Genomic DNA, 23,189 nt, shown 5'->3' with positions numbered 1-23,189 from the left:
CCCACGTCTCCCAACGAGGTTGCTCCGCTCATGAACTCACGGCAACGCCGCGGCGTCATCCTTCTCCTCCTCTCGGTCCTCTGTGCCTTCGGTGCGTTCGCCGGTGTGCTCTCGGTGATCAGTGATGTGAACTCGAAGGTCGGTCCGGAGGTGACTGCCTACCAGGTGAAATCCGATATAGCCCCCTACCGGCCGCTGGACCCGGGGCAGTTCGAGAAGGTCAGCATGCCGAAGCGCTGGCTGTCCAAGAACGCCGTCACCGACCTCTCGGTGCTGAACGGCAAGATCGCCGTCACCAACCTCCGCAAGGGATCCCTGCTCCAGGACGACATGCTCGTCAAGCGGCCCAAGCTGGAGAACGGCCAGCAGGAGATAGCCATCATGATCGACGCTGCGACCGGCGTCGCCGGCAAGATCCGGCCGGGCAACCTGGTCAACATCTACGCGACCTTCGAGGGCCAGACCGACAAGGACAAGCCCACCTCGCGCGTGATCGTCCCCAATGCCAAGGTGCTCGACGTCGGCCAGCTGACCTCGCTCGACCCGAAGGGCGACGACCGGGGCGGCCCCACCGAGGCCGTGCCGATCACCTTCGCCCTGGACACCACCGACGCGCAGCGCGTCGCCTACGCCGAGTCCTTCGCGGAGCACGTACGCCTCGCCCTGCTGCCCGACGACAGCCCGACCACCCTCCGTCCCGGTGAGGGCAGTTACAACCTCGACGAAGACAAGAACAAGTGAGGACCGGATGAGCACACGAATCCTCCCGGCCGTCGGGGACTCCGACGCCGCCCGGTCCGTCACCACGCTGCTCAGCCAGCTCCCCGACGCGGAGCCGGCGGCGCCGCTCGGTGACTCGACCTCGCTGCTCGACACGCTGGCCCGGCTCGCCGCCGAGTCGCTGGACGAGCTGCCCGAGGTCGTGCTGGTGCACGAGCGGATCGGTCCGGTCCCGGCGCTCGAGCTGATCCGGGAGGTGGCCCTGCGCTTTCCCGCCGTCGGAGTCGTACTCGTCACCGCCGACATGAGCCCCGGGCTCTACTCGGCCGCCATGGACTCCGGCGCCCGCGGTCTGGTCGGCCTGCCCCTGTCGTACGAGGAGCTGGCCCAGCGCGTCCAGGCCGCGGCGGGCTGGTCCGTCGGGGTCCGGCGCCACCTGGGCGCGGGCGCGGAGATGTTCACGGGTCCCGGCGGCACGGTCGTCACCGTCAGTGGTGCCAAGGGCGGTGTGGGTGCGACCGTCGTCGCCGTCCAACTCGCCCTTGCCGCCGCGGCGTCGGGCCACACCGTCGCGCTCGCCGACCTGGACCTCCAGTCCGGGGACGTGGCGTCCTATCTGGACGTGCAGTTCCGCCGGTCGATCGTCGACCTGTCCACCATCCAGGACATCTCGCCCCGCGTTCTCCAGGACGCCCTGTACAGCCACGACACCGGGCTCGCCCTGCTGCTGGCACCGGGCGAGGGCGAGCGCGGCGAGGACGTCAGCGACCGGGTCGTACGCCAGACCATCGGCGCCCTGCGCCACCGCTTCGAGGTCGTCGTCGTCGACTGCGGTACGCATATGAACTCGGCCAACGCCGCGGCCATCGAGATGGCGGACCGCACCCTGCTGGTCACCACCCCCGACGTGATCACCGTGCGCGCGGCCAAGCGCATGGTCCGGCTCTGGGACCGGCTCCAGGTCCGCAAGGCCGAGGAGACGGTCACCGTCGTCAACCGCTACACGCGTAACACGGAGATCCAGCCCCCACTGGTCGAGAAGATCACGGCCACGAAGGTGGCGCGGATCGTGGTGCCCGCGAACTTCAAGGAACTCCATGCGGTGATCGACGCCGGCCGCCTCCAGGACCTGGAGGCCAAATCCACAGTGAAGCAGGCGCTGTGGGGGCTCGCCGCAGATCTCGGTCTGGTGAAGAACGCCGAAAGCGACGACAAACAGGGCAAGTTCAAGGGCGACCGAGGTTCGCTCGGCGGCCGTCGGGGACGTACGAAATGAGCCCCCGAACACGCGGCGACGCGAACAGCGACGCGAACAGCGACGCGGCCGGCGAAGCGGCCGACGAAGCGACCAGTGAAGCGAAGAGACCGAGGAGGACCGTTGAATTATGAATCTTCTACGAACGGGCCGGCCGCAGGCAGGACCGGGGAGCGCGAGAGCTGAGATATCCGGCTCCGGCGAGCGCCCCCGGCGCACACGGAGCGACCGGGGGCAGACGGCGATCGAGTTCGTCGGCACACTGCCCCTGATCCTGGTGACGCTCGCGGTGATGTGGCAGGCCGGACTGGTCTGTTACACGTGGGTGCTCGCGGGCAACGCGGCGGACAAGGGTGTCAGGGCGGCCGCGGTCGCCGAGGGCAACTCCCGCCAGGCATGCGAGCAGGCCGTGCGCGAGGACGTGCCCCGTGCCTGGAAGACCCGCATCGTGCGTTGCAGCGACAGCGGCTTCGGTGACCTGGTCACCGCGAAGATCGAGGTCAAGGTGCCCCTGATCTTCCCGGGGGTGTTCGACGTGCCGTGGCACGCGACAGGCGATGCCAAGGCCAAGAAGGAGAAGGGCGGGTGGGGATGGTGAGGCTCACCTGTGCACTGCGGACCCGCACCGGACGCACACCCGCGTCCCGCTCGGACCGGGCGCGGGGCCAGGCAGCCGTCGAGTACGTGGGCGTGCTCACCCTGCTGCTCGTCGTGGCACTGGCCGTGGTCCAGCTCGGCATCGCGATCTACACGGCCCAGCAGGCCGGAACAGCCGCTCGGGCGGGGGCGCGCGTGGGCTCGGACAAGTACCAGTTCGGGCGCGCGGCATCGGTCGCGCGCGACTCCCTGAGCGACTGGCTGGCCGACGACGCCAGGATCATCCCCTCCGGCGGCATGACCGAGGTGACCGTGCGGGTGACGGTTCCCATCCCTTCACTCCTGCCGATGTTCACGTTCGGATCGGTCACGAAGAAGGCCACCATGCCGCGTGACTGATCCAGTACCGCCGTACCACACAAGGGAGTAGAGGAAATGAGCCTGCGGGCGCGCATCACCGGTCCCGAGCCGACGGGCGGACTGAGCGAGGAGAGTCGGCTGGTCCAGGTCTACCGCGCCAAGCTCCTGGAGGAGATCGACCTCGCGGAGATGTCCGCCCTCGCGGCGGCCGAACGCCGGGCGCGGCTCGAACGCGTCCTGGGCCACATCATCAGCCGCGAGGGCCCCGTCCTCTCCCAGATGGAGCGCTCGCAGCTCATCCGCCGGGTCGTCGACGAGTCCCTCGGACTCGGCATCCTGGAACCCCTGCTCGAAGACGCCTCCATCAGCGAAATCATGGTCAACGGACACGAACAGGTGTACGTGGAGCGGCGCGGGCGCCTGGAACTGCTCCCGATGCGCTTCTCGTCCAACGAACAGCTGATGCAGACCATCGAACGCATCGTCTCCACGGTCAACCGCCGCGTCGACGAGGCCAATCCGATGGTCGACGCACGGCTCCCCTCGGGCGAGCGTGTCAACGTGATCATCCCGCCGCTCTCCCTCAAGGGCCCGATCCTCACCATCCGGCGGTTCCCCAAGGCGTTCACGCTCCAGGAGATGATCGGGCTCGGCTCGCTCGACGAGCACATGCTGATGCTGCTCGCCGGACTGGTCCGCGCCAAGTTCAACGTGATCGTCTCGGGCGCCACCGGCACCGGCAAGACGACCCTGCTCAACGCGCTGTCCGGCCTCATCCCCAACGGTGAGCGCATCGTGACGATCGAGGACTCCGCCGAGCTCCAGCTCCAGCAGTCCCACGTGATCACACTGGAGAGCCGCCCCTCCAACGTGGAGGGCAAGGGCCAGATCAGCATCCGCGACCTGGTCCGCAACTCCCTGCGTATGCGCCCCGACCGCATCATCGTCGGTGAGGTCCGAGGCGGCGAGACCCTCGACATGCTCCAGGCCATGTCCACCGGTCACGACGGCTCGCTCGCCACCGTCCACGCCAACAACGCCGAGGACGCGCTGATGCGTCTTCAGACGCTGAGCTCCATGTCCGAGGTCGAGATCCCGTTCGTGGCGATCCACGACCAGATCAACAGCGCCATCGACGTGATCGTGCAGCTGACCCGCCACGCCGACGGATCCCGCCGGATCACCGAGATCGCGATCGTGGACTCGCACGGACGGGAGGACTACCGCATCGTCTCCGTCTGCCGGTTCAACGCCCAGCCGATGGCGGCGGACGGCCGCATTTACGGAAAGTTCGACTACTACCCGCTGCCCCGCCGGGTGGCGGACCGCCTCTACATGTCGAGTGAGTCCGTCCCGCCGGCCTTCGGCGTCGCCGAGGCGGAGGAACAGCTGAGCATGCGCAAGTCAGCCGCCTGACCCGGTACCGCACCGGGCAGCTCCCCGTCCGCCGCTCTTCCCGTACCCGCATCCGGTTACGTCCCCCAGTCCGCCGCTCACCCAGAAGGCCTCGTCCGACATGGAAAATCTTCCGCTCCTGACGATCGGTGTGACGCTCCTCGCCGGTCTGTTCGGCGTCATAGGCGTGCACATCTTCACCGCGGGCAAGGCTCAGCAGCAGATTCTGGTCGACCGGATGTCCCACACGGGACAGCTCACCATCGGCGGCCGGACCCGTCGATTCCAGGGCGTCGACCGGCGCCTGCGGAAGACGGATCTCGGCAAGCGCATCGAACGCAAGATCGCGGCGACCGGCCTCGACCTCACACCGGGCGAGTACTTCGTCTACGTCGTGGCGGCACTGCTCGGCCTCTACTTCGTGGTCGGCTCGATCTTCGCCCCGTTCTTCGGACTCATCGCCGCGCTCACAGGCCTGTGGGGAGGCAACGCCTTCCTCAACTACCAGCGTGCCAAGCGCACCGAGGCGTTCATCAATCAGCTCCCCGAGCTGACCCGAGTCCTCGCCAACGCCACCCAGGCCGGCCTGGCGCTCCGTACGGCCATCAGCATGGCGGTGGACGAGCTCGACGAGCCGGCCCACGAGGAACTGCGCCGGGTGGCCGACCGGCTGGCCGTGGGCCACTCGCTGGACGACGCGATGAACGAACTCGTCGAGCGGCTGCCCTCACGCGAACTGACCGTGCTGGTCTCCACCCTCATCCTCTCCAACCGGGCGGGCGGCACGATCGTCTCCTCGCTGCGCAACCTCACGGGGACGCTGGAGGAGCGCAAGGAGACCCGGCGAGAAGTCACGACCCTGCTCTCCCAGGTCAAGGTGACCGCGGTCGCCGTCCCGATCCTGGGTCTGGGCTTCCTGCTCATCGTCAACAGCATGCGGGCCGGCTCGCTGGACGACATGACAGCCGCCACCCCCGGCCGGATCGCCGTCCTCGTCGCCGCCGGCCTCTACGCGCTCGGCTTCTTCCTGATCAGCCGACTCACTCGCGTCCGGATATGACGGCCGGAACCGAAAAGGAGAGGACATCATGGATCTTCTGATCGCGGCCGTCTTCGGACTCGCCGTCTACGGAGCCTTCCACGGCATCCGCATGTACCGGGCCGAAGCCAAGCTCCCCGGCGACATGGAGCTCGCGCTGGAGATCGGCGCCACCCGCACCACGGCCGCCGGCGGCCTGGCCGACCGCATGGGCATGCGCTACGCGCCCCGCATCCTGTCGATGATGGGTCCCAAGCGCGTCGACAAGGTCCGCCGCAAACTGGACATGGCGGGCAACCCCGGCGGTATGACGGTCGACCGCTACGCGGCCCGGCGCGCCTTCTACGGCGGCCTGGGAACCCTCGCCGCGCTGGCGATGCTCATGAACGGACAACTCGTTCTGGCCATCATCCTGTTCGTCTACGGCCTGTTCTGGACGGACGTGATCATCAGGTCCGCCATCTCGCGCCGCAAGGAGGACATCGACCGGACGCTCCCGGACTTCCTCGACGTCCTCGCGGTCGTCGTCTCGGCCGGACTCGGCTTCCGGCAGGCGCTGGAACGGGTCGCGGAGAAGTACAAGGGGCCGTGGGCCGACGAACTCCGCATCACCCTGCGCCAGATGGACATGGGCGTCAGCCGCCGTGACGCCTTCGACCAGCTCCGCAAGCGGAACGAGTCCGAGCAGGTGTCGATGTTCGTCTCGGCCCTCCAGCAGGGCGAGGAGCTGGGTGCCCCGATCGTGGACACCCTGATCCAGATCGCCAACGACATGCGACGGACCGACTCCCAGAACGCGCGGCGCAAGGCAGCCAAGGCCGTCCCCAAGGCGACGCTGATCGTCACCAGCTTCATGCTGCCGGGAACGATGATTCTGATCGTTGTCGGCTTCTACTACGCGGCCAACGTCAACTTCGGAGATGTATTCGGCCGCTGACGCGCGCAGTCGTCATGAAGCGTTCCGCACTGATGAGGAGGTGAGAGGATCAGATGGCCCCACGACCGACCGGTCCCGCTCTGACAGGCGGATCAGAAGCGCATGCACCGGAGAGCGCGCCAGGGCATGTTCCCTCCCTTCCCATCCAGCTGAACGCGCTGCAGGCCCTCTGCCGTCAGCTCTTCGGCTTCCGGCTCGCGATGACCCTGCTGGCCACGCCCTTCGCCCTCGACAGCGTGCATGACGAGGTCGGCAGCTGGCTGGTGGGAGCGGCGGTTCTCGTCACCGTCATGGTGTCGTACGTACTCATGCGCGACTGGGAGCGTTTCGGGCCGGTCCTGCTGCGTCATCCGCTTCTGCTCGCCGCGGACATGCTGTTCGGTGCGCTTCTGCTGTTCGCCGCGAGTCCCGGCTCGACGCTCTCCTACGTGACGGTCTGCACCCCGCTCCTCGCCGGTCTGATCTACAGCTGGCGAGGCGGCGCCATCTTCGCCGCTCTTCAGACGCTCCTGCTCGCCGCGGCGTACGGAATCAGCGACGAGGTCGACGCGGATGCCTCGGCCCTCCTCGTAGTGGGCCTCTGCATCATGGCCGGGGCGGTCGGAAGCACGCTGCGCAGTCTCCTTCTGGGGTTCGGCGCCGCCTCCCAGGCCCTGACGGATACGAGGGCCCGCCTGGCGGTCAGCGGAGCGGTCGAGGAGGAGCGCGCACGCCTCGCCCGGGAGATGCACGACTCCGTGGCCAAGACGCTGCACGGCCTGGCGCTGGCGGCCGACGGCCTGGCCAGCACCGCCGACCGCATGGACCCGCTGACGGTCAAGCACCAGGCCGAACTGGTCGCACGCGCCGCTCGCAGGGCGGCGGCCGAGTCCCGGGAACTCCTCTCCGACCTGCGCAGGGAGTCAGGGCTCGACGGCGGCGTGGACGTGGTCGACGAGCTGGCGGCGCGCACGGCCGACTTCGACCGCCGCCACGGCGTCAAGGCGGTGTTCCGCCGGCTCGGAGACGGCCCCGTCCCGCCCATTCCGCACGCCGTGGCCCGCCAGGCCCTCACGATCGCGACCGAGGCCATGGAGAACGCCCATCGCCATGCCCGTCCCAACTATGTGGAGGTCTCCGCCGGGCTGGTCCGTGACGTCGTGCGCATCAGTGTGTACGACGACGGCAAGGGCCTGCCCCGGGGCACTTCCCTGGCGGATCTCCGCAAGGCCGGGCACTTCGGCCTCGTCGGCATGGTCGAACGCGCCGCTTCCATCGGCGCACGCATCCGGATCGGCAGGGGCCAGGCGGAGCGGGGCACCGAGGTCCGTCTCGATCTGTCGCTTGCCGCGATGAACCTGGCACCTCCGCCCGTGTCCACCGCCCCTCCCGGGTACCCGCCGTTGCTCACGCAGGCCCCCGGCCGACCAGCCCGACCCCACCACTGATTCCGCACATCAGCTCCTGAGTACCCCCCACAGTCCCCATCCTTGAGAGAGGAGGCCCGCGCCATGTCGGACGAGATTTCCCGCAGCTCCGGAGAACAGTGGACGCAGCAGCCGCACGTCTCGCAGCACACGTCCTCGCACCCGAGCCCGCTCAGTTCGCCCCCCACAGCCGGTGTCCCCGCACCTGATTCCCCCGGTGGATTCCCGGCCTTCCCCAGCCCCGAGGCGATGCCCGCGGCACGTCCGCTCCGAGTCGTCGTCGCCGACGACAATCCGGTCGTACGGGCCGGCCTGACCGTCCTCCTGCACGGACGTGACGACATCGACGTGGTCGCGGAGGCGGGGGACGGCCGGCAGGCGTACGAGATGGCGGTGCGGCACCGCCCGGACGTCGTACTGCTGGACGTGCGCATGCCAGGCGTCGACGGCATCTCGGCCCTGCCCCACCTGGTGCGGCTGGCTCCGGTACTGATGATGACGTACAGCCGGGAGAGCGAGATCGTCCATGAGGCGCTGCGGCTGGGCGCCGGCGGCTATCTGGTGCACGGCGAGTTCACCGCGGACGAGCTGGTGGCCGCCGTTCGCGACACCAAGGAGGGCCGGGCCCACTTCACGTACTCGGCCAGCAGCGCACTGCTGGAGTCGGTACGAGGCGGCGGCGTCGGCCCCGGCCAGGACGGCAGGCCGTTGCCCGAGGGACTGGGTACGGCTTTCAACGGGCCGGGCCGCCGACCGGCCGTCCCCCAGGGGCAGGTGTCTGCATCCGCACACGACACGCGCGGACAGTGGGGGCCTGGTGGAGCGGTGAGCCACCAGGTCGGTGGCGTAAGACGCGAGTTGAACGCACATGGATTCACTCAAAGGGCTTCGCTTCCGCAATCATCTGTGGGACATTCATCCCCAGGGCTTCCCAGTGAGGCTCCCCAGGGCGTACGGGCCGAGCTGAGTGAACGGGAGGTGGAAGTGATGGACCTGATCGCGTCGGGCATGACCAATCAGCAGATCGCGTCCACCTGCTTCATCAGCCAGAAGACGGTCAAGAACCACATCAACCGCATCTTCGCCAAGTTGAATGCCGGCAGCCGGGGCGAGGCCATCGCCGTCTGGCACCGCATGTCGTCCGGGGGGTCGACGCGACATGGCTGACAAGATGACGGGCCTTCAGGCCCAACTCGACCAGTGGGCCCGGAGTTGGGCCCGCAGACCCATGCGAGTAGGCGTTGCCGCGACGTACGTTTCTCATGTCGAAGGTGAGACCGGCCAGGAGGAAGCCGGAAGCGCGAACGACACGAAAACGTACCCAGCAATGTCGGCCGATTCCCGGTCGGCCGAACTCGGAGGGGAACACCATGTCGAACATCACCCTGAAGGCCGCCGCCACCACGCAGACCTACATCAACGGCTGGAAGAACACCGCGGTGGACGCGATCAAGCGCCGCAGCGACAAGGGGCAGGGTGCGATCGAGTACGTCGGCATCACGATCCTCGTGGTGGCCATCGTCGTCGCGCTGCTGAACACGAAGCTGGGCTCGAGCATCGCGAACTCCTTCACCACGAAGATCAACTCGGTCCTCAACGGGTGATGCGTCGGCTGAAGTCCGAGGCAGGGCAGGCCACACCGCTGTACATCACAGCGGTGACCGGCCTGCTCTTCCTTGCGTTGGTCTTCTTTGCGTTCGGTGAGGCGGATGTCAAGCGGAACGGTGCCCAGACCGCGGCCGATGCCACAGCTCTGGCAGCGGCCAAGGACTCCCGGAAGCTGCTCAAGCTGGACCTGATGGCTCACGTCATGGACAGGGGCTTCTACACCGAGGTCTTCAACACCCCCTACGTCGGCATGGACGGCTGCGCCATGGCGCGCACGTTCGCCGCCCGGAACGATGCCGCCCAAGTCAATTGCGGGCCCGTCGGGGACATGCGCTGGGGCTACGAGGTCGAGCTGAAGTCGCGGAAGGGCATGAGCGCGAATCATGTTCCGGGTACCGAGGGGAAGAAGGCGGAGGCGGAGGCCGTCGCCGTCCTCGACAATCGGGGATGCAAGTTCGTCCCGAACCCGATCATCACGTCGCCGTCCATCGGCACGGTCGGCTGTGCCAGCGGGCTGGTGTGGGTGGTAAGCCCCCAGAGCCTGGCTGTCATGCCTGACATGACCCTGCTTTTCGACGTACGCCTGGCCGAAGACTGACCACGACCGAACGCAAAGGAACTGGACCGATGAGCTATCCGCACGTGAGGACGATGCGCCGCGCCGGAGGCGCCGCTGTGCTGGCAGCAGTCCTGGCGCTCTCGATGACCGCTTGCGGCAGCGACGACGGGAACAAGCCGAAGGACGCCGCATCGCAGGCTTCCACCGCGCCGTCCGAGTCCGACAAGGGCAGCGGCGGCGGGGAAACCGTGCCGGACACCGAGACGGTTCTGGTGACGGTCAAGGGTGACGGCGGCGTCGACATGATCATCAATTCGGCCAAGCGTGACTCAGGTGGATTCCTCACGGTCACCGGACAGTTCAAGAACACTGGAAGCTCTCTCTACACCACGCCGGTGCAGTGGAGTGGCCAGGAGCAGGACATCGCGGCGACGGGCCGGTCTCTCGCGGGGATGACCCTCGTCGATTCGAAGGCCAAGAAGCGGTACTACGTGCTTCGTGACACGGACGACCGGCCGCTGACGACAAGTGGCTTCGAGCCGAGCATCGCAGCCGGTGCGAGTCTGACGTTCTTTGCGCAGTTCCCCGCACCGGCTCAGTCCACGAGCGAGGTCGACCTCCAGTTCCCCGGCTTCACCAACGCGACGATTGCGATCTCGTGATGAGCAATGTCATCCCTGCCGACCGGCGTTCCGGGGCGAGGGCAGCGACGGCGCTGCTCGTGGTGGCGCTGGGGTTCGGAGTCGTCACTGCTCCAAGTGCCTTCGCCGATGACAGCCCGTATCCGTCGGCATCGGCCGATCCGGGAATGAAGCTCGACGCGAACGACTCGGACCTCAAGCTCCCCGAGGGAGCGACACTCGCGCCGCCGAAGGTCCTCGACATCAAGTCGGTCATCGAGGATCTGGCGGGTACTGAGCGCCGCGAGGACACCAACACGGACATCAAGTTCGCGCTCCAGGCCGAGGTCCTCTTCGGCAAGGACAGCGCGAAGCTGAGCTCCGCGGCCAACAGCCGTATCAACGCGATCGCCACGGAGATCAAGAAGCAGGACGCCAAGAAGGTCCGGGTGTTCGGCTTCACCGACAACCTGGGTTCCTCCGCCCATGGCGACGTGCTCTCCAAGCAGCGCGCGGAGGCCGTGCACAACGTCCTCGACAAGGCGCTGGCCGGTACTGGTATCTCGTACGAGATCCGTGGCTACGGCGAGCAGTACCCGATCGCCGACAACGCGACGGAGGACGGCCGCAAGAAGAACCGCCGCGTGGAGGTCTCCTTCGCGCGTTCGGAGGGCTCGAAGAGCTGACCCGCTCCTCCGCTCCGCATCGTGACCTCGCGGCCGATGCCGTATGCACCTCGCATACGGCATCGGCCGCGAGGCTTTTGCGGGGTGCGTCCGAGCCCTGCCGACAGCCTCGGGGGTCCGGGCCCGGCGAACCGTTCAACGAGATGAACTCCTGACCCCGCTGACCCCGCTGACCCCGCTGACCCCGTTCGTCCTGCGGACCCCGCTGAACCGGTCGAGCCCATGAACCCCTGCCGGGTAGTGTCCGCTTGTTCGAATCGAGCCCCGAGGGTGCGGGGCCGTGAGAGGGAGGGGAATCGTGAGCGGTACGGAGCCGACCGGCGGCACCTGGGAGCTGAGCGAGGACGAGGGCGGGGCGCTCGCGGCCCGATGGTGGAAGTGGGCGCTGTCAGCCCCGGACGATGTCAGCCCGGTCGGGGACCGGACAGGGGAGTACGCCGCCTGGAATCAGCCGGCCGACCTCTGGTTCCTCGCGGGTACCTACGGCGGCCGTGTGGAGCGGCGGTGCGCGGTCCCGTCGGGCAAGCCGCTGTTCTTCCCGGTCCTCAACATGCAGCACGCCAGGTCGTACTCGAAGGTTCCGCAGTCCCTGGAGGTGGAGGAGGCCTCAGCCTTCCTCAACGGCCTCCCGCTGCCTCTGCGGGAGTTCACGGCACCGTTCCGGACAGGGCTGGTCCGCCGCTACGCGTGGGGGATCTGGGGAGGCATCGCGCCGCTGGCTCCCGGGCAGTACGTACTGGAGATCAAGGGCAGCTCCACCAGCGGCTTCTGGGTCGACACCTCGTACCACCTGGACGTGAAGAACCTCTGATCCGGCGCCGTGCGCCCGGCACCGTGACCCGCTGCGGGGCGTTGCGGGGCCGGGTGCGCGTGCTGTTACAGCAGGTGGTCCGCCTTGCCGGCCTTGATGTCGCGGATCATCTGCTGGAGCGATGCGAGGCTGTCGGTGAGGTGGTGCTCCTCGGCGCCCGCGACGGAGATGTAGCTGTTGCCCTCGCCGTCGGTCCCCAGGCGGTAGCAGCTGGCACCTTCGCCGCAGAACGGCTCTTCCCACGTGACGTCCTGCATGGTGACTCTCCTCAGAGGTGGCGTGCGATGCCGTGGATGAAGTCCCGCGACTTGTCCTCCCGCAGCGCGATTCGCTCCATCCAGTCGAGGTGGGAACGATACTTGCTCAACTGGGCTTCCTCGTAGAGGAATTCGGGGCCGTGTGTGCTGTCCACCTGAACCGTGTCCAGTTGGGGCACTGGTCCTTCCGCGTAGTTGACCGTCTGCCCCGCACCCGGGAATGCCCCCGCTTCGAAGGGGATGACGCGCAGCGTGATGCGGGGGCTGCCGGACACCGCCAGCAGATGCTCAAGCTGGGCGCGGGCCACCTGGCGCCCGCCGAACTGCATGCGGAGTGCGGCTTCATGGATGACGCCCGTGTACTTTGGAGCGGCGGCGCCTTCCAGGACCTTCTGCCGCTCCACGCGATGAGCGAGCCGCAGGGCCGCTTCGTGTTCCGGGAGCGCGGGGACGACCACGCGGAAGACGGCCAAGGCGTGATCGCTCGTCTGGAGAATGCCCGGGATGTGGACCGAATGTGCTGTGCGCATGCGGAGTGCCCCGGCCTCCAGCTCCGAGATGTCGAGCAAACCTGCGGGCAGGGAGTCCCGGTACCGTTCCCACCAGCCCCGCTCCGTCGCTCGCGTCATCCGGGCCAGAGCGGCGACGAAGGCCTGATCCTGACACTCGCATGCGTCCGCCAGCGCGAGCAGCCGCTCCTCGCTGATGGCTCTGATGCCTTGCTCGATATTGGAGAGCCGCGAGCGGTCGACTCGGAGGATGCCTGCGGCGGCCTGTGCGGAGACTCCGGCGGCAAGCCGCATCTTCCTGAGTTCGCGCCCCAGGCGCTTCTGACGTTCGGTCGGCGCGATTCGGGATGCCATGCCAGTCCTTCCGTGTCCTTCGTCGCAAAGTCTGCCGTGCCGCAGCCTTCTTGAGCTACGCAAGGGGCACATTTGCGAGACGAGGTGGCCAATATGACCCGTCATCCACTACATTCAGTCACGCACCGCTCACGCAGCGCCGAGCAAGAAGTGCATCGCACGGCCCTGCCCGCGACCTCCTTCCCTGGGAGGGGCGGGTCCGTGTCAGGGAGACAGGCCACTGTTCGTCGTCCGAATCGCGCGAGCCATCCGTGCGCACCCACGAGGAAGAGAGACACCGCCAACTCGTCACCCGTTACGGGGAATCAGCCATGCACTCATCTCCACTCGACGCACTCTGCCCGGCCGCCGCCGAGACGCGGACGCCGTTCCCGGACACCGGTGCGCACTCCGCCCGGCCCCGCTCGCCGCAGCCCTACCTCCGCCCGAAGGGCGGATCCGGTCGCCATGCCTCCGGGCTCGCGCTGAGCTTCACCCTTCCCGGCGACATCCGCAGCGCCCGCATCGCCCGTACGGCGACCGCGGCCGCCCTGGAGGCGCACGGGCTCGCCCCGTACATCTGGCCGGTCACACATGCTGTCACCGAACTCGTCTCGGTCACCGCACGGATGAGCCCGGGCAGGGAGCTCTATGTGTCCCTGCGTCACCGCGACGACGCGGTGCGCCTGCTCGTGTGGGACCAGCATCCGCACCATTCCGACCCCGACCTGACCACTCTCTGCGAGAGGCGTCGGCGACGCGCGCTCTGGCTGCTGGCGGCGGTCGCGGACGACTGGGGAGGCGAGTGGGGCATGTGCGAGGCACCGCAGCCGCAGCGCGGCACCAAGTCCTGGGTCTTGTTCCCTCGTTGACAACGTTCGATGGCTTGAGGTCACGATGGATGATCCCCGCCGCGTGAATGTCCTCCAGTGCCTTCAGCAGCCCGTCGGCCAGGGTGAGCACGGAGGACGGGGGCAGGGGGCCGTATCTGCGGATGACCTGTTCGAGAGTGAGGCCGGGCACGTATCCGGTGGCGACCCACGGCGGGTCGGCGTCGGGGGCGGAGTCGAGTACGGGAGCGGTGTAGCGCTCCCCGACGCGCCTGGCTGCGTCGATCTCGCGGCGGAAACGGGCCCTGAACTGTGGGTCGGAGACATGTTCCTCGTGCACCACCTTCACGGCGACGGTTCGTCCGCCCTCGGACCGTGCGAGGTGGACCCGGCCCATGCCGCCGGCGCCGAGCCGGCCGAGCAGCAGGTACGGGCCGATCCGCTGCGGGTCGGTGGCGGTGAGCGGGGCGAGATCGCCCAGGGCGGTGGGCGGGGCCTTCTTCCCGTCCCCGTCCTGCCCGTCGGCCCGCACGCCGTCGTGCCCGTCGCCCGTGCCTGTGGTCATGCTGGTCCGACCCTCCCGTTGTGCCGCCCGGCAAGCGGCTCGCTCCCGCACCCCGCAACCCGCCCTCGTTGCCCGTGACCACGCGTACGAGGGCTGGTGCGTACGAGGACTGCCGTGCGCACGAAGGGTGCCGTGCACACGAAGACCGCTGAGCGCGCAGGTGGACTGCCGTGCACATACGCGCTGTTGTACACACGAGGACCCCCGGCACGCGCCAGGGTCGAGGTGTGCGCGAAAGCTCCGTGTGCACGACGCGTGCTGTGTGCACGACGCGTGCTGTGTTGTGCATGAAGGGGGACGCGCCACGCCGGGGTCGGTTTCGCCAAACATGCTGCTGCGCAGGCGTGTTGACCGTCGAGGCGCCTCATTCGCCGGAGTCTGCTCCTCCGGTGGGAGGTATCCCTACCGTGGCCCGTATGACTACAGCGGACGAACTGCTCCTGATCGCGGTGGTGCCGCACCGGCGTCGAGCCCGGATACGGGACGCCGAACGGCTCCGGTTCGCCCTCCGGGCGGCAGAGTTGGCGGATCTGGGCCGGGCGGGGCGGATCATCGTCGGTTTGCGCCGGATCGAGGTCGCCGACTCCCGGCCCGTCGAGGACCGCCGCCTGAACAACGTCCTGCGTGCTCTGGCCGCCGCCGATCCCCCGCCCGGTCCCGGGGAGTGGCTGCGCCGGACGCCGCGCTCCCTCACGGGCGAGTACCTTTCCCGGCTTGAGGACCGCGGGACGGTCCGTGTCCGTCGGTGGCGCGATGCCGGGGGCCGTACGCGCCACGACATCGGCCTCGTCGACCGGTCGCCCCGCCGGGAGCTGCTGGGCCGGCTGGACGCCGTGGTGCGCTCCGGACCGGCCGGGTCCCCGGACGGGGGCGACCTGACCCTTCTCGCCCTGGTCCACGCCGCAGGCCTCGCTCACGCCGTCCACCCGGGCTTGCGGGGCACAGCCGCCCGCCGCCGTCTGGCCGCACTCGCCTCAACGGGACACCTTGCGCCCGCCGGCGGAGGAGCGGACCTGGCGACGGACGCGGAGACCGCAGCCGCGCTGGCCGCCGGAGCCGACGGACTCACCCGGCGGCTCCAGGGTGAACTCGCCGACCTCTACGCAGACTTCACCACCGGAGGCCACGGCCTCGGCCACTCCGCGGATCCCGGCAGCTGGTCGGACGGCGGCGCCGGTCACCACGGAAGCAGCGGGCACGGGGGCTGGTGACCCGGCTCCGGGGCCGCCGCGCCCGTGCAGGCTCCGGGGGCCGCCGCGCCCGTTGCACGCCTCTCCCGGCTGTCGCGCTCTCGTACGGGCCTTCTCTGGCTCGTACGGGCCTTCCCAGGGCGGCTTGCAAGCGACAGGGTGCAGTTGTGATCGCCTCCTTCTTGCATGACGGCTTACAGGGCTCGCTGACCGTGACTGTCGAGCACGTGGATGACCCCGTCGCGATCGGCAAGCACCCCTCCGCCCGTGACTTCCCGAGCTGCACGGCCGAGATCGACTACCCGGGAAAGGGCTACCGGGCATTCTTCGGCTGGGTGCAACTGGTGCGTTCGACGGACAACTCTTCCGCCGGAGCCGCCTTCGACATGGATCCGTTCTATCTCTTCGAGGACGCGCCGTCGCCGTACGCCTTCTTCGGAAGCAAGCCCACCTTGTTCGACGCGCCTTCCCGCGCCAGGCGGGATGCCCTCGCCTGGACGGCTCACAGTTACCTCGCATGGACACCGATGGACGACACCGAACGGCGCGTCCTGCCGCTGGCCGGCTTCTCCTGGGGGTTCGACGTCGACTCGGACAGTCGCATCACGCTGCAACCCGTACAGGCGCTGTCATCCTGGGACTGGGACGCCCACCTGCCGTATCTCGGCACCTCCTACCCGGGCTGGGCTTTCGGCACGTGGCAGCCCGGGCTGTGACTGTCCGTCCGCTCACGGTGTTGTCCGGGGGCTGCGGGGGAGACCGTGTCCGACGTGGGGCGGGCCGCCCCGCTCGCGCGGCGGGCCCGGTCGGCGCTGTCGGAAGTGTCAGTGGTGCGTGTCATCCTGGCCGGAATCAGGGCAGCGGGCTGTGAGGAGACAGGACCGATGAGAGCTGCGTACTACCGGGCCGAGAGTGAGAGCGGCGACCACATCGAGGACCCGTCCGAGGACGCGCTGTTCATGCTGATCGACGACCTCAACAGCTCGGACAACACCTTCGTCGTCATCCAGCCCGACGAGGACGACCCTGTGTGGTTCACCTCGGTCGCGGTCCTGGACGAAGGCGTCTACGAGGTCGTGCGCCGTGACACCACGCGTCGTGAACACGAGGTCGTCACCGAGACGAGCATCGACCGGATTGCCCGCGACCTCACCATCTGGATGGCCGCCCGCGGTATCAGCGCTCGCTGACCGCGGTCCCCCAGCGGCTTCGAACGGCCGCGGCCTGTTCCCGTGCTGCCGCAGCCTCCGCTCCGGCCCTCTCCCGGTCCGCCTCGAAGTTCAGTACGCAGGCCAACGCGTCCAAGGCCCCGGCGACGCTCTCCCGCCAGTCGGCGAACGCGACGGCATCCCCGTCGGGCGGCTTCTGCGACTTCACTGAGCGGAGAAGGCGCAGGGCGTGCTTGAGCGCGGGGTCAACCACCGGGCCTCCTTCTACGGGTACGCGGTCGACCCCATCGCGCACTCCTTCCAGGGCACGGCCCGGGCCCGATCGGCCGTCTCCACGAGGACGTCGTCGCGGCCGTCACCGCCCGAAGCGCTCCACGGGCGTGCGCGCTCCCGCCCGGAAGTCGGCCAGGGCGGGACCGATGCCGCGCGCGGAGCCGGAGAAGAGCACCGACCGGTCGGCCCCCACGAGGATCGTGCCGCCGCCCCTCACCTGGTGCACGACCGCCACCGCGCCGTCCTCGGGCAACAGCACATGGCCGAGAGCGGCATCAGGTGACACGCGGTGGTACAGCGCCTCGCCGAACTCGATGAGCCGCCGCTGCTCCGGCGTGGGCTGCCGGGCCCCCGGAACCGTCCCCGCCCCCGCCTCTGTCCCGGAACCCGCGTCGCTCACCCCGCCGCTCCGTCCTCGCCGCCCGCCGCCGCGAGCTCCGCCATGAGGTCCGCGTCGCGCATCCCGGGCAGGGCGTACCCCTCGGCCTCGTCCCACGGGACGTCGAGATCGTCCATGTGCACCCGCCATTCCGCATCCGGCAGGACCCGGCGCAACTCCGTGACGGAATCCAGCACATGGGCGATCACGGGCATCAGCCGGCCGGGATCGAAGGGCATCTTGGTGGACCCGGCGACTATCTCCGGAGGCTCGGAGGAATCCTGGTCGTACAGGTACAGGCTTTCCTCGTCGTCGTACGGGAACGACGCCGTGTGCGCGGCCACCACGCGCCCGACGGAGGCGGACTCGGCCTCGGTCAGCGGGGTCGCGCGGTGCGCGTTGTAGTAGAGGGAGACGCTCATGACGCGAGCGTACGACGCGGGTGTGACAGCGGTGAGCTGGCAGCGGCTGCCCGGGGGCGCACCGGACCGCAGGGATGCGGGCGCACGACGGGCCCGGCCTCCGGAGGGACGCGGGCGCACGACGGGCCCGGCCTCCGGAGGGATGAGGGCGCACGACGGCCCCGGCGTCCGGAGGGACCGGGTGTACCGGTCGGGAACGGGAGCAGAAGAGGATGGGAAGCACACCGCGTCACCACGGCCCTTGCGCGCGAGGTACCCGACCGTGCCGCCCCTTCTACATCCCCGGAGCCTCATCCGTGTTCAGCAAGAACAGCGGTACCGCCGCCGGGACACCACCCCGCACGGACAGCCGCCGCCCCAGGAAGAACGGCCCGGAGTCCGGTCATCCCAGCCCCGACGGCCCCGACGGCCGCCCCCGGACGCCGCGGAACTGGACCGTCGCCCTGCGACGGACGCCCGTCTCCCTGTGGAACGACGACCTCTCGGACTGGGCGGCGGCCCTCACGTACTACGCCATTCTCGCCCTGCTCCCCGCGCTCCTGGTGACGGTTTCCGTCATCGGGCTGGCCAGTCCCCACGCCACGCAGGCGCTGATAGCCGACGTCACCGCCTTCGCCCCGGCGGAGTCCGGCGCCGCGCTGCGCCAGCCGCTGGAGGCCGCCACGCGGCAGCGCACCGCGGTGTGGCTGCTGGTCGGGACCGGGACCGTCAGCGCGGTCTGGTCCGCGTCCAGCTATCTGGCCGTGTTCCGGCGGGCGCTGCACGCGATGCACGGGGTGCCGGACACCCGGCCCGCCCTGCGCAAGGCCCACATCATCGTCGCGTCCGCGACCGGGCTGCTGCTGCTCCTGATGGCCAGCGCGTTCGCTCTCGTCCTCTCCGGGCCGCCGGCCCGCCGGCTCGGACAGCGGATGGGGCTGGCGGGCCTGGAGGAGGCGCTGTGGGCGGTGCTGAAGTGGCCGATGCTGCTCTGCCTGGTCGCCTGCCTGATCATGGTCCTGTTCCGGACCGGACCGGCCTCCGCGCGCGGAACGCGGCAGGGGCTGCCGGGAGGGGTGCTGGCGGCGCTGCTGTGGCTGGTGGCCTCGGCGGGATTCGCGCTGTACGCGACGTACATCGGGTCCTACAGCAGGCTGTACGGCTCACTCGCGGGGCTGGTGGTGTTCCTGATCTGGGTGTGGTTCACCAACCTGGCACTGCTGACCGGCGCCCAGTTCAACGTCGAACTCGACCGGGCGCGGCGCAGCGTTCCGTAGCGGTCGGGGGCCGACGGCGTTCGGTCGCCCGGGACGCGCGATGGCCCGTGACGTCCGGGTCGCCCGGTCCCGTGGGGCTCAGTCGCCCGTGGTGCCGTCGACGATCTCCCGGATGATGTCGATGTGACCGTTGTGCCGGGCCGTCTCCTCGATCAGGTGCAGCAGGATCCAGCGCAGATCGGGGAACGTACCGTCCCGGCGCGGCCGTTCGGCCGAGGCGTCCAGGTCATGACCGGCGACGAGTTCGCGGTACCGGGCGGACTGCGCCTCGTACTCCGCCAGCACGTCGGCGATCGGCATGTCGACGGCGATGCGCATCTCGCGGTCGGGATCCTCGTCCGTCCACGGGCCCTCGTCCTCCCCGCCGAGGAACTGGACCTCGAACCAGAAGTACTCGACCCAGCGAAGATGGTTGACGATGCCCGCGAGGGTCATCAGGGGAGAACCGGGGAGCGGTGCCTGGACCGCGTTCTCCTGCGAGATGCCCTCGCACTTGGCCACGGCCGTGGCGCGGGTGTAGTCGAGGAAGGTGGTCAGCTGGGTGCGCTCGTCCCAGGCGGGAGGCGAATCGGTGCGTGTCATCGGCGTACACGATCGCCGGTCGCGGACCGCCCTGTCCACCGCATATCCGCGGCGGCGGCGATTCCGCCGCGTCCGTTCGCGCTCATGCCGCGCACACGACGAGGTCATGACGCGCCCCTCCCGGTGTCATGGCGCATCCCTCCCGGTGTCATGACGCGCCCCGGCCCATTGGGGTCCGCCGGTGGGTCCGTGGGCCCACGCACCGGGCAGCGGTCCTCATTACGCTCAAGGAGACCAACCGTGAGCCCCACGCGAAGCCGCCCGGCCGGCGGCGGGGCGGGTGCGCTCGCGTGCACTGGGATTTCCACGCTCTACCTGACCAGCAGGGCGGCCACCTCTCATCCGGCGTGTGCCGGGGTGAATCCGGGGTGCCCGGACTCTCTTCACGAGGTGACGTGCCGATGAGTGACGGATTCTTCTACTCCTACCACCTGGGCTGGAGCCGCCCCGACGCCGAGTCCTTGCTCGGCGACCTGGAGGTGGCGGGTGTGCGGCCCGATCATCCGGTCACCCGGCGCATCACGCTGATGGGCCCGGGGCCCCGGCAGACCGGCACCCAGTCCTGGGTGACCAGGGACCAACTCGTACTCCTGGCAGGCCTGCAACGGCTGGACCAGGTCGACTTCCTGCTCTGGCTGCGCAGCGGCGCCGAGGTCCCCACCCGGGTCCGGCGGACGGACGACGGCACGGTGACCGTGCAGTTCGGGCTCTGCGGCCTGAGCGGGGACGACCGGGAGACAGTCGTGCGCGCGGTGCGGGAGGCGGTCGGGAGGGCATCGGTGCTCTGTGTCGGTTTCGTGGTCGACCGGGAGGGCGCTTCGGAGGCCACCGACTGGAGGGGGTTCATCGAGAAGGGGACGGTGTACTTCGACCACTGGCCCGACACGCTGGCGGTGCGGCCCGAAGTAGCAGCCGTGCAGCCGCAGTTGTCCGGAGTGAGCTCGTTCGAGCAGTCGCCCTGGGTCGTGTACGGAAGTGACGTTCCGTCGCGATAGGGGAGGGAACCGGGGGACGGAGTCCCTCACAGGGAGCCGGCCTCAACCTGTTCACTGCTCGCCCCGGTCCGCCGTACGTGCTGACGCGCTCGCCGAGCGGCACGGACAACAGGGTGAGGCCGACGGTCGGCAGGACATGGCCCAGTCCGGCGGCCGGCCGCACCGCCTCGGGAACGCGGTCCTCGTCGCGGCCCAGCAAGGTCAGGATCCCGTGCGCTCCCCTCATACCGGTCGGCAGAGCGATTCCGGCGTTGCGGAACCGGAGGAACGAGGAGAAGAGCCCGGCCCCGACAGCTCGAAGACCCCGTCGCGAACGAGGACGACACGCACCTCGGCGTCACCACGCCATCGCGCCGGCCAGCGCGGCGACGACGCCGGCCGCGAGGCCGATCCCCCCGATGTAGCCCGTGGCGCCCGCTCCGCCGTCCCGCCAGGAGTACGGGGCGGCCTGCGGGGACTCCGCCTCGGTGTCCTCCATCAGCCGGTCCACGGACAGCCCCACCACCGCTCCGGTCGCCAGGGTCACCGCAGGCAGCAGGACCCCTTCGACGCCGGGGACCTGCGAGGCCGCCGCGCTCCCGTAGTACTCGTAGTACCCGTACGCGAGGGCGGCCAGCGGGACAGCCAGAGCGGCTGACAGATACCGGGGCCGGGACGTACGCCGCTCCTCGGGCAGGGTGCGGGCGGCGGCCAGCACGGTCAGCACGGTGGTGAGGACGACGGGTACGTGGCGCAGACCCAGCCGCCACGCGAAGACGTCCAGCCGTTCGTCGGTGACCATCAGATCGACGAATCCATGCGAGATCACGTAACCGGAGACGACATGGACGACGGCCCCTGCGGCCCAGCACCGGGCCAGCGCGAACAGCGCCCCCCTGCCGCCTCCGGAACCGCTTCCTCCCTCTGTATGGCTTCCACCGTTCACGGTTCTCTCCCTCTGTGGCGCTTGCCCCGCTGTCCGTGCACGCACTGCCGAACTCCGGCTGTGACGTGGAGCGTACGGCTGGAGAAGGTGCCTGACGCGGGCCCGCAGCCCCAATGCCGGGCCCAGAACGGCCGCCGGGCCGGGGACCCGCGCCGACGCGGGCGGGGTGTGGGCCCGCAGGCCCAGGAGGCCTGACAGAAGCCGTCCCGCTCGCCTTCCCGCCCGGTTACGGCGGGCCGGATCCGAGCAGCGTCCACGCACCGTAGGCCGCCGACGCCACTGCCGGCACCGCGACGACCGCCGCCGTACGGGCCGTGGAACGCAGCCGCAGCAGTGCGACGGCGGGCGGCAGCAGGAGCGGGAAGGCGGGCATCATCAGCCGGGGCCGGGAGCCGAAGTACCCGGAGCCGATCAGCGAGATGACGACGACAGCGATGCCGTAGACGAGTACGGGCAGCGGCTGGCGCTGTCGTACGCACAACGACACCAGCCAGCCGAGAGCGGCCAGCGCCGCGCACAGCCCGAGCATCCCGGGCAGCGGAAGCCCGAAAATGAAGGAGGCCAGGGCCACGCCGCCGTCGATGCTGTTGCCCCACTGCGCCTGCACGTCGAAGTAGGCGAACGGGCTGCCCTCGCGCACCGCGACGAACACCACATAGGCGAGCCAGCCCAATGGCGCGATGACCACCCCGAGCAGCATCCGGCCGTTGCGGCGCACGAGGCCGTCGACGGCCCCGGACCGGTACTCCCGTACGAGGGTCACCGCGGCCGTGACCGCGAGCGCGGCGATCAGCGCGGCGGCAGAGGGGCGGGTCAGCCCGGCCAGCACACACAGACCACCCGCCACGATCCAGCGCCGGGTCAGTACGGCATACAGCGACCAGGCGGCGAGCGCCGTGAACAGGGTTTCGGTGTACGCCATCGACTGCACGAACGCCGTCGGGTACACCCCCCACAACGCGGCCAGCACCACCCCGGCCCCGCGACCGTACAGCCGCGCCCCGACAGCGAAGATCCCCCACGCGGCGAGGAGCCCGGCCACCCAGGCAACCAGCAGCCCGGCGCCCGCGAGGCCGAGCGGGGTCACCTCCGCGATGCCGCGCTCCAGCGCGGGCAACAGCGGGAAGAACGCCAGATCGGAGTGGACGCCCACGTCCGGGAGCGTCACCGTGTACCCGTAGCCGTTCTCGGCGACCCGTTGGTACCAGAGGGAGTCCCAGCGTTCGGAGAGCAGATGCAGCGCGTCCTTCCCGTTTGCCGACGCGGCAGCCCAGAACACGACGAGTCCGACGATCCGTACCGCGGCGTACGCCCCGAGTGCCGGTGCGGCTGCGGCGAACGCCGCACCGAACCGCCCGCGCACCGGCCGGCCCTCCGGGTGTGGCGGGACAGGGGTGACCTGGGGGGAAGGGTCGACGGACATACGGCCGATTATGACGTCCGGCCGGGGGCGCGCCGGTGGGCGGGGCCCTTGGGCGGGCGGCAGCGGGGTTCTTCGGCCTTGCCCCGGT

The 23,189-nt window shown here is 69.5% G+C and carries 29 protein-coding genes and 2 pseudogenes; 21 read left to right on the top strand and 10 right to left on the bottom strand.

Translation table 11 applies throughout. From position 1 onward, the window contains the following. The first annotated feature begins 30 nt into the window (after window positions 1-30). From cpaB to ACZ4LX_RS12555, 14 genes are all read left to right on the top strand, one after another. Window positions 31-741 carry a Flp pilus assembly protein CpaB gene (gene cpaB / locus ACZ4LX_RS12620; RefSeq protein ID WP_467643311.1) on the top strand — a complete coding sequence of 237 codons (711 nt, stop codon included), beginning with the start codon at window positions 31-33 and terminating at the stop codon, window positions 739-741. 7 nt (window positions 742-748) lie between these two features. Further along, entirely contained in the window at window positions 749-1,996 is a 1,248-nt protein-coding gene (locus ACZ4LX_RS12615; RefSeq protein ID WP_467643313.1) for an AAA family ATPase, read from the top strand. Window positions 1,997-2,105: 109 nt separating this feature from the next. Next, window positions 2,106-2,573, top strand: coding sequence for a TadE/TadG family type IV pilus assembly protein (locus ACZ4LX_RS12610; RefSeq protein WP_467643315.1), 468 nt, complete (start codon window positions 2,106-2,108; stop codon window positions 2,571-2,573). Then, window positions 2,567-2,971 (top strand): TadE/TadG family type IV pilus assembly protein, encoded by a 405-nt coding sequence (locus ACZ4LX_RS12605; RefSeq protein ID WP_467643488.1) that lies wholly within the window; start codon window positions 2,567-2,569, stop codon window positions 2,969-2,971. The genes ACZ4LX_RS12610 and ACZ4LX_RS12605 overlap by 7 nt, the downstream gene beginning before the upstream one ends. A 36-nt stretch (window positions 2,972-3,007) precedes the next feature. Then, window positions 3,008-4,348: a CpaF family protein gene (locus ACZ4LX_RS12600; protein ID WP_467643318.1), complete on the top strand. Its 1,341-nt coding sequence runs from the start codon at window positions 3,008-3,010 to the stop codon at window positions 4,346-4,348. 100 nt (window positions 4,349-4,448) lie between these two features. Further along, on the top strand, window positions 4,449-5,387 hold the full coding sequence (locus ACZ4LX_RS12595) for a type II secretion system F family protein (protein WP_467643321.1): 939 nt from the start codon (window positions 4,449-4,451) through the stop codon (window positions 5,385-5,387). Between the two features lie 28 nt (window positions 5,388-5,415). Continuing rightward, on the top strand, window positions 5,416-6,303 hold the full coding sequence (locus tag ACZ4LX_RS12590) for a DUF5936 domain-containing protein (RefSeq protein ID WP_467643323.1): 888 nt from the start codon (window positions 5,416-5,418) through the stop codon (window positions 6,301-6,303). A gap of 53 nt (window positions 6,304-6,356) precedes the next feature. Beyond that, window positions 6,357-7,730, top strand: coding sequence for a sensor histidine kinase (locus tag ACZ4LX_RS12585; protein ID WP_467643325.1), 1,374 nt, complete (start codon window positions 6,357-6,359; stop codon window positions 7,728-7,730). Window positions 7,731-7,793: 63 nt separating this feature from the next. Further along, a complete protein-coding gene (locus ACZ4LX_RS12580; RefSeq protein WP_467643327.1) occupies window positions 7,794-8,876 on the top strand; it encodes a response regulator in 1,083 nt (360 codons plus the stop codon). 203 nt (window positions 8,877-9,079) lie between these two features. Further along, on the top strand, window positions 9,080-9,313 hold the full coding sequence (locus ACZ4LX_RS12575) for a hypothetical protein (protein ID WP_467643329.1): 234 nt from the start codon (window positions 9,080-9,082) through the stop codon (window positions 9,311-9,313). After that, on the top strand, window positions 9,313-9,915 hold the full coding sequence (locus tag ACZ4LX_RS12570; protein ID WP_467643490.1) for a pilus assembly protein TadG-related protein: 603 nt from the start codon (window positions 9,313-9,315) through the stop codon (window positions 9,913-9,915). Before ACZ4LX_RS12575 ends, ACZ4LX_RS12570 begins: the two co-directional genes overlap by 1 nt. 29 nt (window positions 9,916-9,944) lie before the next feature. Further along, a complete protein-coding gene (locus ACZ4LX_RS12565) occupies window positions 9,945-10,538 on the top strand; it encodes a hypothetical protein (RefSeq protein WP_467643332.1) in 594 nt (197 codons plus the stop codon). Continuing rightward, window positions 10,538-11,182 carry an OmpA family protein gene (locus tag ACZ4LX_RS12560; protein WP_467643334.1) on the top strand — a complete coding sequence of 215 codons (645 nt, stop codon included), beginning with the start codon at window positions 10,538-10,540 and terminating at the stop codon, window positions 11,180-11,182. The genes ACZ4LX_RS12565 and ACZ4LX_RS12560 overlap by 1 nt, the downstream gene beginning before the upstream one ends. 298 nt (window positions 11,183-11,480) lie before the next feature. Next, window positions 11,481-11,993, top strand: a complete 513-nt coding sequence (locus tag ACZ4LX_RS12555) for a hypothetical protein (protein WP_467643338.1) — start codon at window positions 11,481-11,483, stop codon at window positions 11,991-11,993. Window positions 11,994-12,058: 65 nt separating this feature from the next. Here the strand turns inward: ACZ4LX_RS12555 and ACZ4LX_RS12550 are convergent, their stop codons facing one another. Further along, window positions 12,059-12,250: a hypothetical protein gene (locus ACZ4LX_RS12550; protein WP_467643340.1), complete on the bottom strand. Its 192-nt coding sequence runs from the start codon at window positions 12,248-12,250 to the stop codon at window positions 12,059-12,061. An 11-nt stretch (window positions 12,251-12,261) separates the two neighbouring features. Continuing rightward, window positions 12,262-13,113 carry a helix-turn-helix domain-containing protein gene (locus ACZ4LX_RS12545; protein ID WP_467643342.1) on the bottom strand — a complete coding sequence of 284 codons (852 nt, stop codon included), beginning with the start codon at window positions 13,111-13,113 and terminating at the stop codon, window positions 12,262-12,264. Between the two features lie 311 nt (window positions 13,114-13,424). Between ACZ4LX_RS12545 and ACZ4LX_RS12540 the strand changes: the two genes are divergently transcribed. Continuing rightward, a complete protein-coding gene (locus ACZ4LX_RS12540; RefSeq protein WP_467643503.1) occupies window positions 13,425-13,964 on the top strand; it encodes an ATP-binding protein in 540 nt (179 codons plus the stop codon). On the opposite strand, the pseudogene ACZ4LX_RS12535 reads toward ACZ4LX_RS12540, so the two are convergent. Then, window positions 13,963-14,346, bottom strand: a pseudogene (locus tag ACZ4LX_RS12535) (protein kinase domain-containing protein); the annotation flags it as partial. The gene ACZ4LX_RS12540 and the pseudogene ACZ4LX_RS12535 sit on opposite strands and share 2 nt — an antisense overlap. Between ACZ4LX_RS12535 and ACZ4LX_RS12530 the strand changes: the two are divergent. From ACZ4LX_RS12530 to ACZ4LX_RS12515, 4 genes are all read left to right on the top strand, one after another. Continuing rightward, window positions 14,248-14,565 carry a hypothetical protein gene (locus tag ACZ4LX_RS12530; protein ID WP_467643505.1) on the top strand — a complete coding sequence of 106 codons (318 nt, stop codon included), beginning with the start codon at window positions 14,248-14,250 and terminating at the stop codon, window positions 14,563-14,565. The pseudogene ACZ4LX_RS12535 and the gene ACZ4LX_RS12530 overlap by 99 nt on opposite strands. A 338-nt stretch (window positions 14,566-14,903) precedes the next feature. Then, a complete protein-coding gene (locus ACZ4LX_RS12525; RefSeq protein WP_467643344.1) occupies window positions 14,904-15,698 on the top strand; it encodes a GOLPH3/VPS74 family protein in 795 nt (264 codons plus the stop codon). Window positions 15,699-15,904: 206 nt separating this feature from the next. After that, on the top strand, window positions 15,905-16,393 hold the full coding sequence (locus ACZ4LX_RS12520) for a hypothetical protein (RefSeq protein WP_467643346.1): 489 nt from the start codon (window positions 15,905-15,907) through the stop codon (window positions 16,391-16,393). A 168-nt stretch (window positions 16,394-16,561) separates the two neighbouring features. Then, on the top strand, window positions 16,562-16,867 hold the full coding sequence (locus ACZ4LX_RS12515) for a hypothetical protein (protein ID WP_467643349.1): 306 nt from the start codon (window positions 16,562-16,564) through the stop codon (window positions 16,865-16,867). Here the strand turns inward: ACZ4LX_RS12515 and ACZ4LX_RS12510 are convergent. The 3 genes from ACZ4LX_RS12510 to ACZ4LX_RS12500 all read right to left on the bottom strand — a co-directional run bounded on the left by ACZ4LX_RS12510 (window position 16,854) and on the right by ACZ4LX_RS12500 (window position 17,920). Beyond that, on the bottom strand, window positions 16,854-17,099 hold the full coding sequence (locus ACZ4LX_RS12510; protein WP_467643352.1) for a hypothetical protein: 246 nt from the start codon (window positions 17,097-17,099) through the stop codon (window positions 16,854-16,856). The two genes, ACZ4LX_RS12515 and ACZ4LX_RS12510, sit on opposite strands and share 14 nt — an antisense overlap. A gap of 102 nt (window positions 17,100-17,201) precedes the next feature. After that, on the bottom strand, window positions 17,202-17,519 hold the full coding sequence (locus ACZ4LX_RS12505) for a hypothetical protein (protein ID WP_467643355.1): 318 nt from the start codon (window positions 17,517-17,519) through the stop codon (window positions 17,202-17,204). Beyond that, complete coding sequence (locus ACZ4LX_RS12500) at window positions 17,516-17,920, bottom strand: hypothetical protein (protein ID WP_467643357.1); 405 nt, start codon at window positions 17,918-17,920, stop codon at window positions 17,516-17,518. The genes ACZ4LX_RS12505 and ACZ4LX_RS12500 overlap by 4 nt, the downstream gene beginning before the upstream one ends. A 296-nt stretch (window positions 17,921-18,216) precedes the next feature. Here ACZ4LX_RS12500 and ACZ4LX_RS12495 point away from each other — a divergent pair, with 296 nt between their 5' ends. Beyond that, window positions 18,217-19,176: a YihY/virulence factor BrkB family protein gene (locus ACZ4LX_RS12495; RefSeq protein ID WP_467643360.1), complete on the top strand. Its 960-nt coding sequence runs from the start codon at window positions 18,217-18,219 to the stop codon at window positions 19,174-19,176. 78 nt (window positions 19,177-19,254) lie between these two features. On the opposite strand, the gene ACZ4LX_RS12490 is transcribed toward ACZ4LX_RS12495, so the two are convergent. After that, window positions 19,255-19,758, bottom strand: coding sequence for a DinB family protein (locus ACZ4LX_RS12490; protein WP_467643363.1), 504 nt, complete (start codon window positions 19,756-19,758; stop codon window positions 19,255-19,257). 401 nt (window positions 19,759-20,159) lie between these two features. On the opposite strand from ACZ4LX_RS12490, the gene ACZ4LX_RS12485 reads away from it, so the two are divergent. Further along, window positions 20,160-20,753: a hypothetical protein gene (locus tag ACZ4LX_RS12485; RefSeq protein ID WP_467643366.1), complete on the top strand. Its 594-nt coding sequence runs from the start codon at window positions 20,160-20,162 to the stop codon at window positions 20,751-20,753. 106 nt (window positions 20,754-20,859) lie between these two features. Here ACZ4LX_RS12485 and ACZ4LX_RS12480 read toward each other — a convergent pair. From ACZ4LX_RS12480 to ACZ4LX_RS12470, 3 genes and pseudogenes are all read right to left on the bottom strand, one after another. After that, window positions 20,860-21,021: pseudogene (locus ACZ4LX_RS12480) on the bottom strand (hypothetical protein); the annotation flags it as partial. Window positions 21,022-21,090: 69 nt separating this feature from the next. Further along, on the bottom strand, window positions 21,091-21,678 hold the full coding sequence (locus tag ACZ4LX_RS12475) for a hypothetical protein (RefSeq protein ID WP_467643369.1): 588 nt from the start codon (window positions 21,676-21,678) through the stop codon (window positions 21,091-21,093). Window positions 21,679-21,904: 226 nt separating this feature from the next. After that, window positions 21,905-23,101, bottom strand: a complete 1,197-nt coding sequence (locus ACZ4LX_RS12470; RefSeq protein WP_467643372.1) for a hypothetical protein — start codon at window positions 23,099-23,101, stop codon at window positions 21,905-21,907. Window positions 23,102-23,189: the final 88 nt, after the last annotated feature.

This window comes from Streptomyces sp. NPDC026062 (assembly GCF_055568375.1).
This window is presented reverse-complemented; position numbering and strand designations above follow the sequence as displayed.

Excerpts from the sequence above, each read along its gene's own strand:
- ACZ4LX_RS12600 (WP_467643318.1), top strand. The coding sequence starts at position 3,008 with ATGAGCCTGCGGGCGCGCATCACCGGTCCCGAGCCGACGGGCGGACTG.
- ACZ4LX_RS12540 (WP_467643503.1), top strand. The coding sequence starts at position 13,425 with ATGCACTCATCTCCACTCGACGCACTCTGCCCGGCCGCCGCCGAGACG.
- ACZ4LX_RS12575 (WP_467643329.1), top strand. The coding sequence starts at position 9,080 with ATGTCGAACATCACCCTGAAGGCCGCCGCCACCACGCAGACCTACATC.
- ACZ4LX_RS12530 (WP_467643505.1), top strand. The coding sequence starts at position 14,248 with ATGTTCCTCGTGCACCACCTTCACGGCGACGGTTCGTCCGCCCTCGGA.
- ACZ4LX_RS12595 (WP_467643321.1), top strand. The coding sequence starts at position 4,449 with ATGGAAAATCTTCCGCTCCTGACGATCGGTGTGACGCTCCTCGCCGGT.
- ACZ4LX_RS12605 (WP_467643488.1), top strand. The coding sequence starts at position 2,567 with ATGGTGAGGCTCACCTGTGCACTGCGGACCCGCACCGGACGCACACCC.
- ACZ4LX_RS12590 (WP_467643323.1), top strand. The coding sequence starts at position 5,416 with ATGGATCTTCTGATCGCGGCCGTCTTCGGACTCGCCGTCTACGGAGCC.
- ACZ4LX_RS12490 (WP_467643363.1), bottom strand. The coding sequence starts at position 19,758 with ATGACACGCACCGATTCGCCTCCCGCCTGGGACGAGCGCACCCAGCTG.
- ACZ4LX_RS12470 (WP_467643372.1), bottom strand. The coding sequence starts at position 23,101 with ATGTCCGTCGACCCTTCCCCCCAGGTCACCCCTGTCCCGCCACACCCG.
- ACZ4LX_RS12545 (WP_467643342.1), bottom strand. The coding sequence starts at position 13,113 with ATGGCATCCCGAATCGCGCCGACCGAACGTCAGAAGCGCCTGGGGCGC.
- ACZ4LX_RS12585 (WP_467643325.1), top strand. The coding sequence starts at position 6,357 with ATGGCCCCACGACCGACCGGTCCCGCTCTGACAGGCGGATCAGAAGCG.
- ACZ4LX_RS12525 (WP_467643344.1), top strand. The coding sequence starts at position 14,904 with ATGACTACAGCGGACGAACTGCTCCTGATCGCGGTGGTGCCGCACCGG.
- ACZ4LX_RS12550 (WP_467643340.1), bottom strand. The coding sequence starts at position 12,250 with ATGCAGGACGTCACGTGGGAAGAGCCGTTCTGCGGCGAAGGTGCCAGC.
- ACZ4LX_RS12485 (WP_467643366.1), top strand. The coding sequence starts at position 20,160 with ATGAGTGACGGATTCTTCTACTCCTACCACCTGGGCTGGAGCCGCCCC.
- ACZ4LX_RS12565 (WP_467643332.1), top strand. The coding sequence starts at position 9,945 with ATGAGCTATCCGCACGTGAGGACGATGCGCCGCGCCGGAGGCGCCGCT.
- ACZ4LX_RS12500 (WP_467643357.1), bottom strand. The coding sequence starts at position 17,920 with ATGAGCGTCTCCCTCTACTACAACGCGCACCGCGCGACCCCGCTGACC.
- ACZ4LX_RS12610 (WP_467643315.1), top strand. The coding sequence starts at position 2,106 with ATGAATCTTCTACGAACGGGCCGGCCGCAGGCAGGACCGGGGAGCGCG.
- ACZ4LX_RS12560 (WP_467643334.1), top strand. The coding sequence starts at position 10,538 with ATGAGCAATGTCATCCCTGCCGACCGGCGTTCCGGGGCGAGGGCAGCG.
- ACZ4LX_RS12570 (WP_467643490.1), top strand. The coding sequence starts at position 9,313 with ATGCGTCGGCTGAAGTCCGAGGCAGGGCAGGCCACACCGCTGTACATC.
- ACZ4LX_RS12580 (WP_467643327.1), top strand. The coding sequence starts at position 7,794 with ATGTCGGACGAGATTTCCCGCAGCTCCGGAGAACAGTGGACGCAGCAG.
- ACZ4LX_RS12615 (WP_467643313.1), top strand. The coding sequence starts at position 749 with ATGAGCACACGAATCCTCCCGGCCGTCGGGGACTCCGACGCCGCCCGG.
- cpaB (WP_467643311.1), top strand. The coding sequence starts at position 31 with ATGAACTCACGGCAACGCCGCGGCGTCATCCTTCTCCTCCTCTCGGTC.
- ACZ4LX_RS12515 (WP_467643349.1), top strand. The coding sequence starts at position 16,562 with ATGAGAGCTGCGTACTACCGGGCCGAGAGTGAGAGCGGCGACCACATC.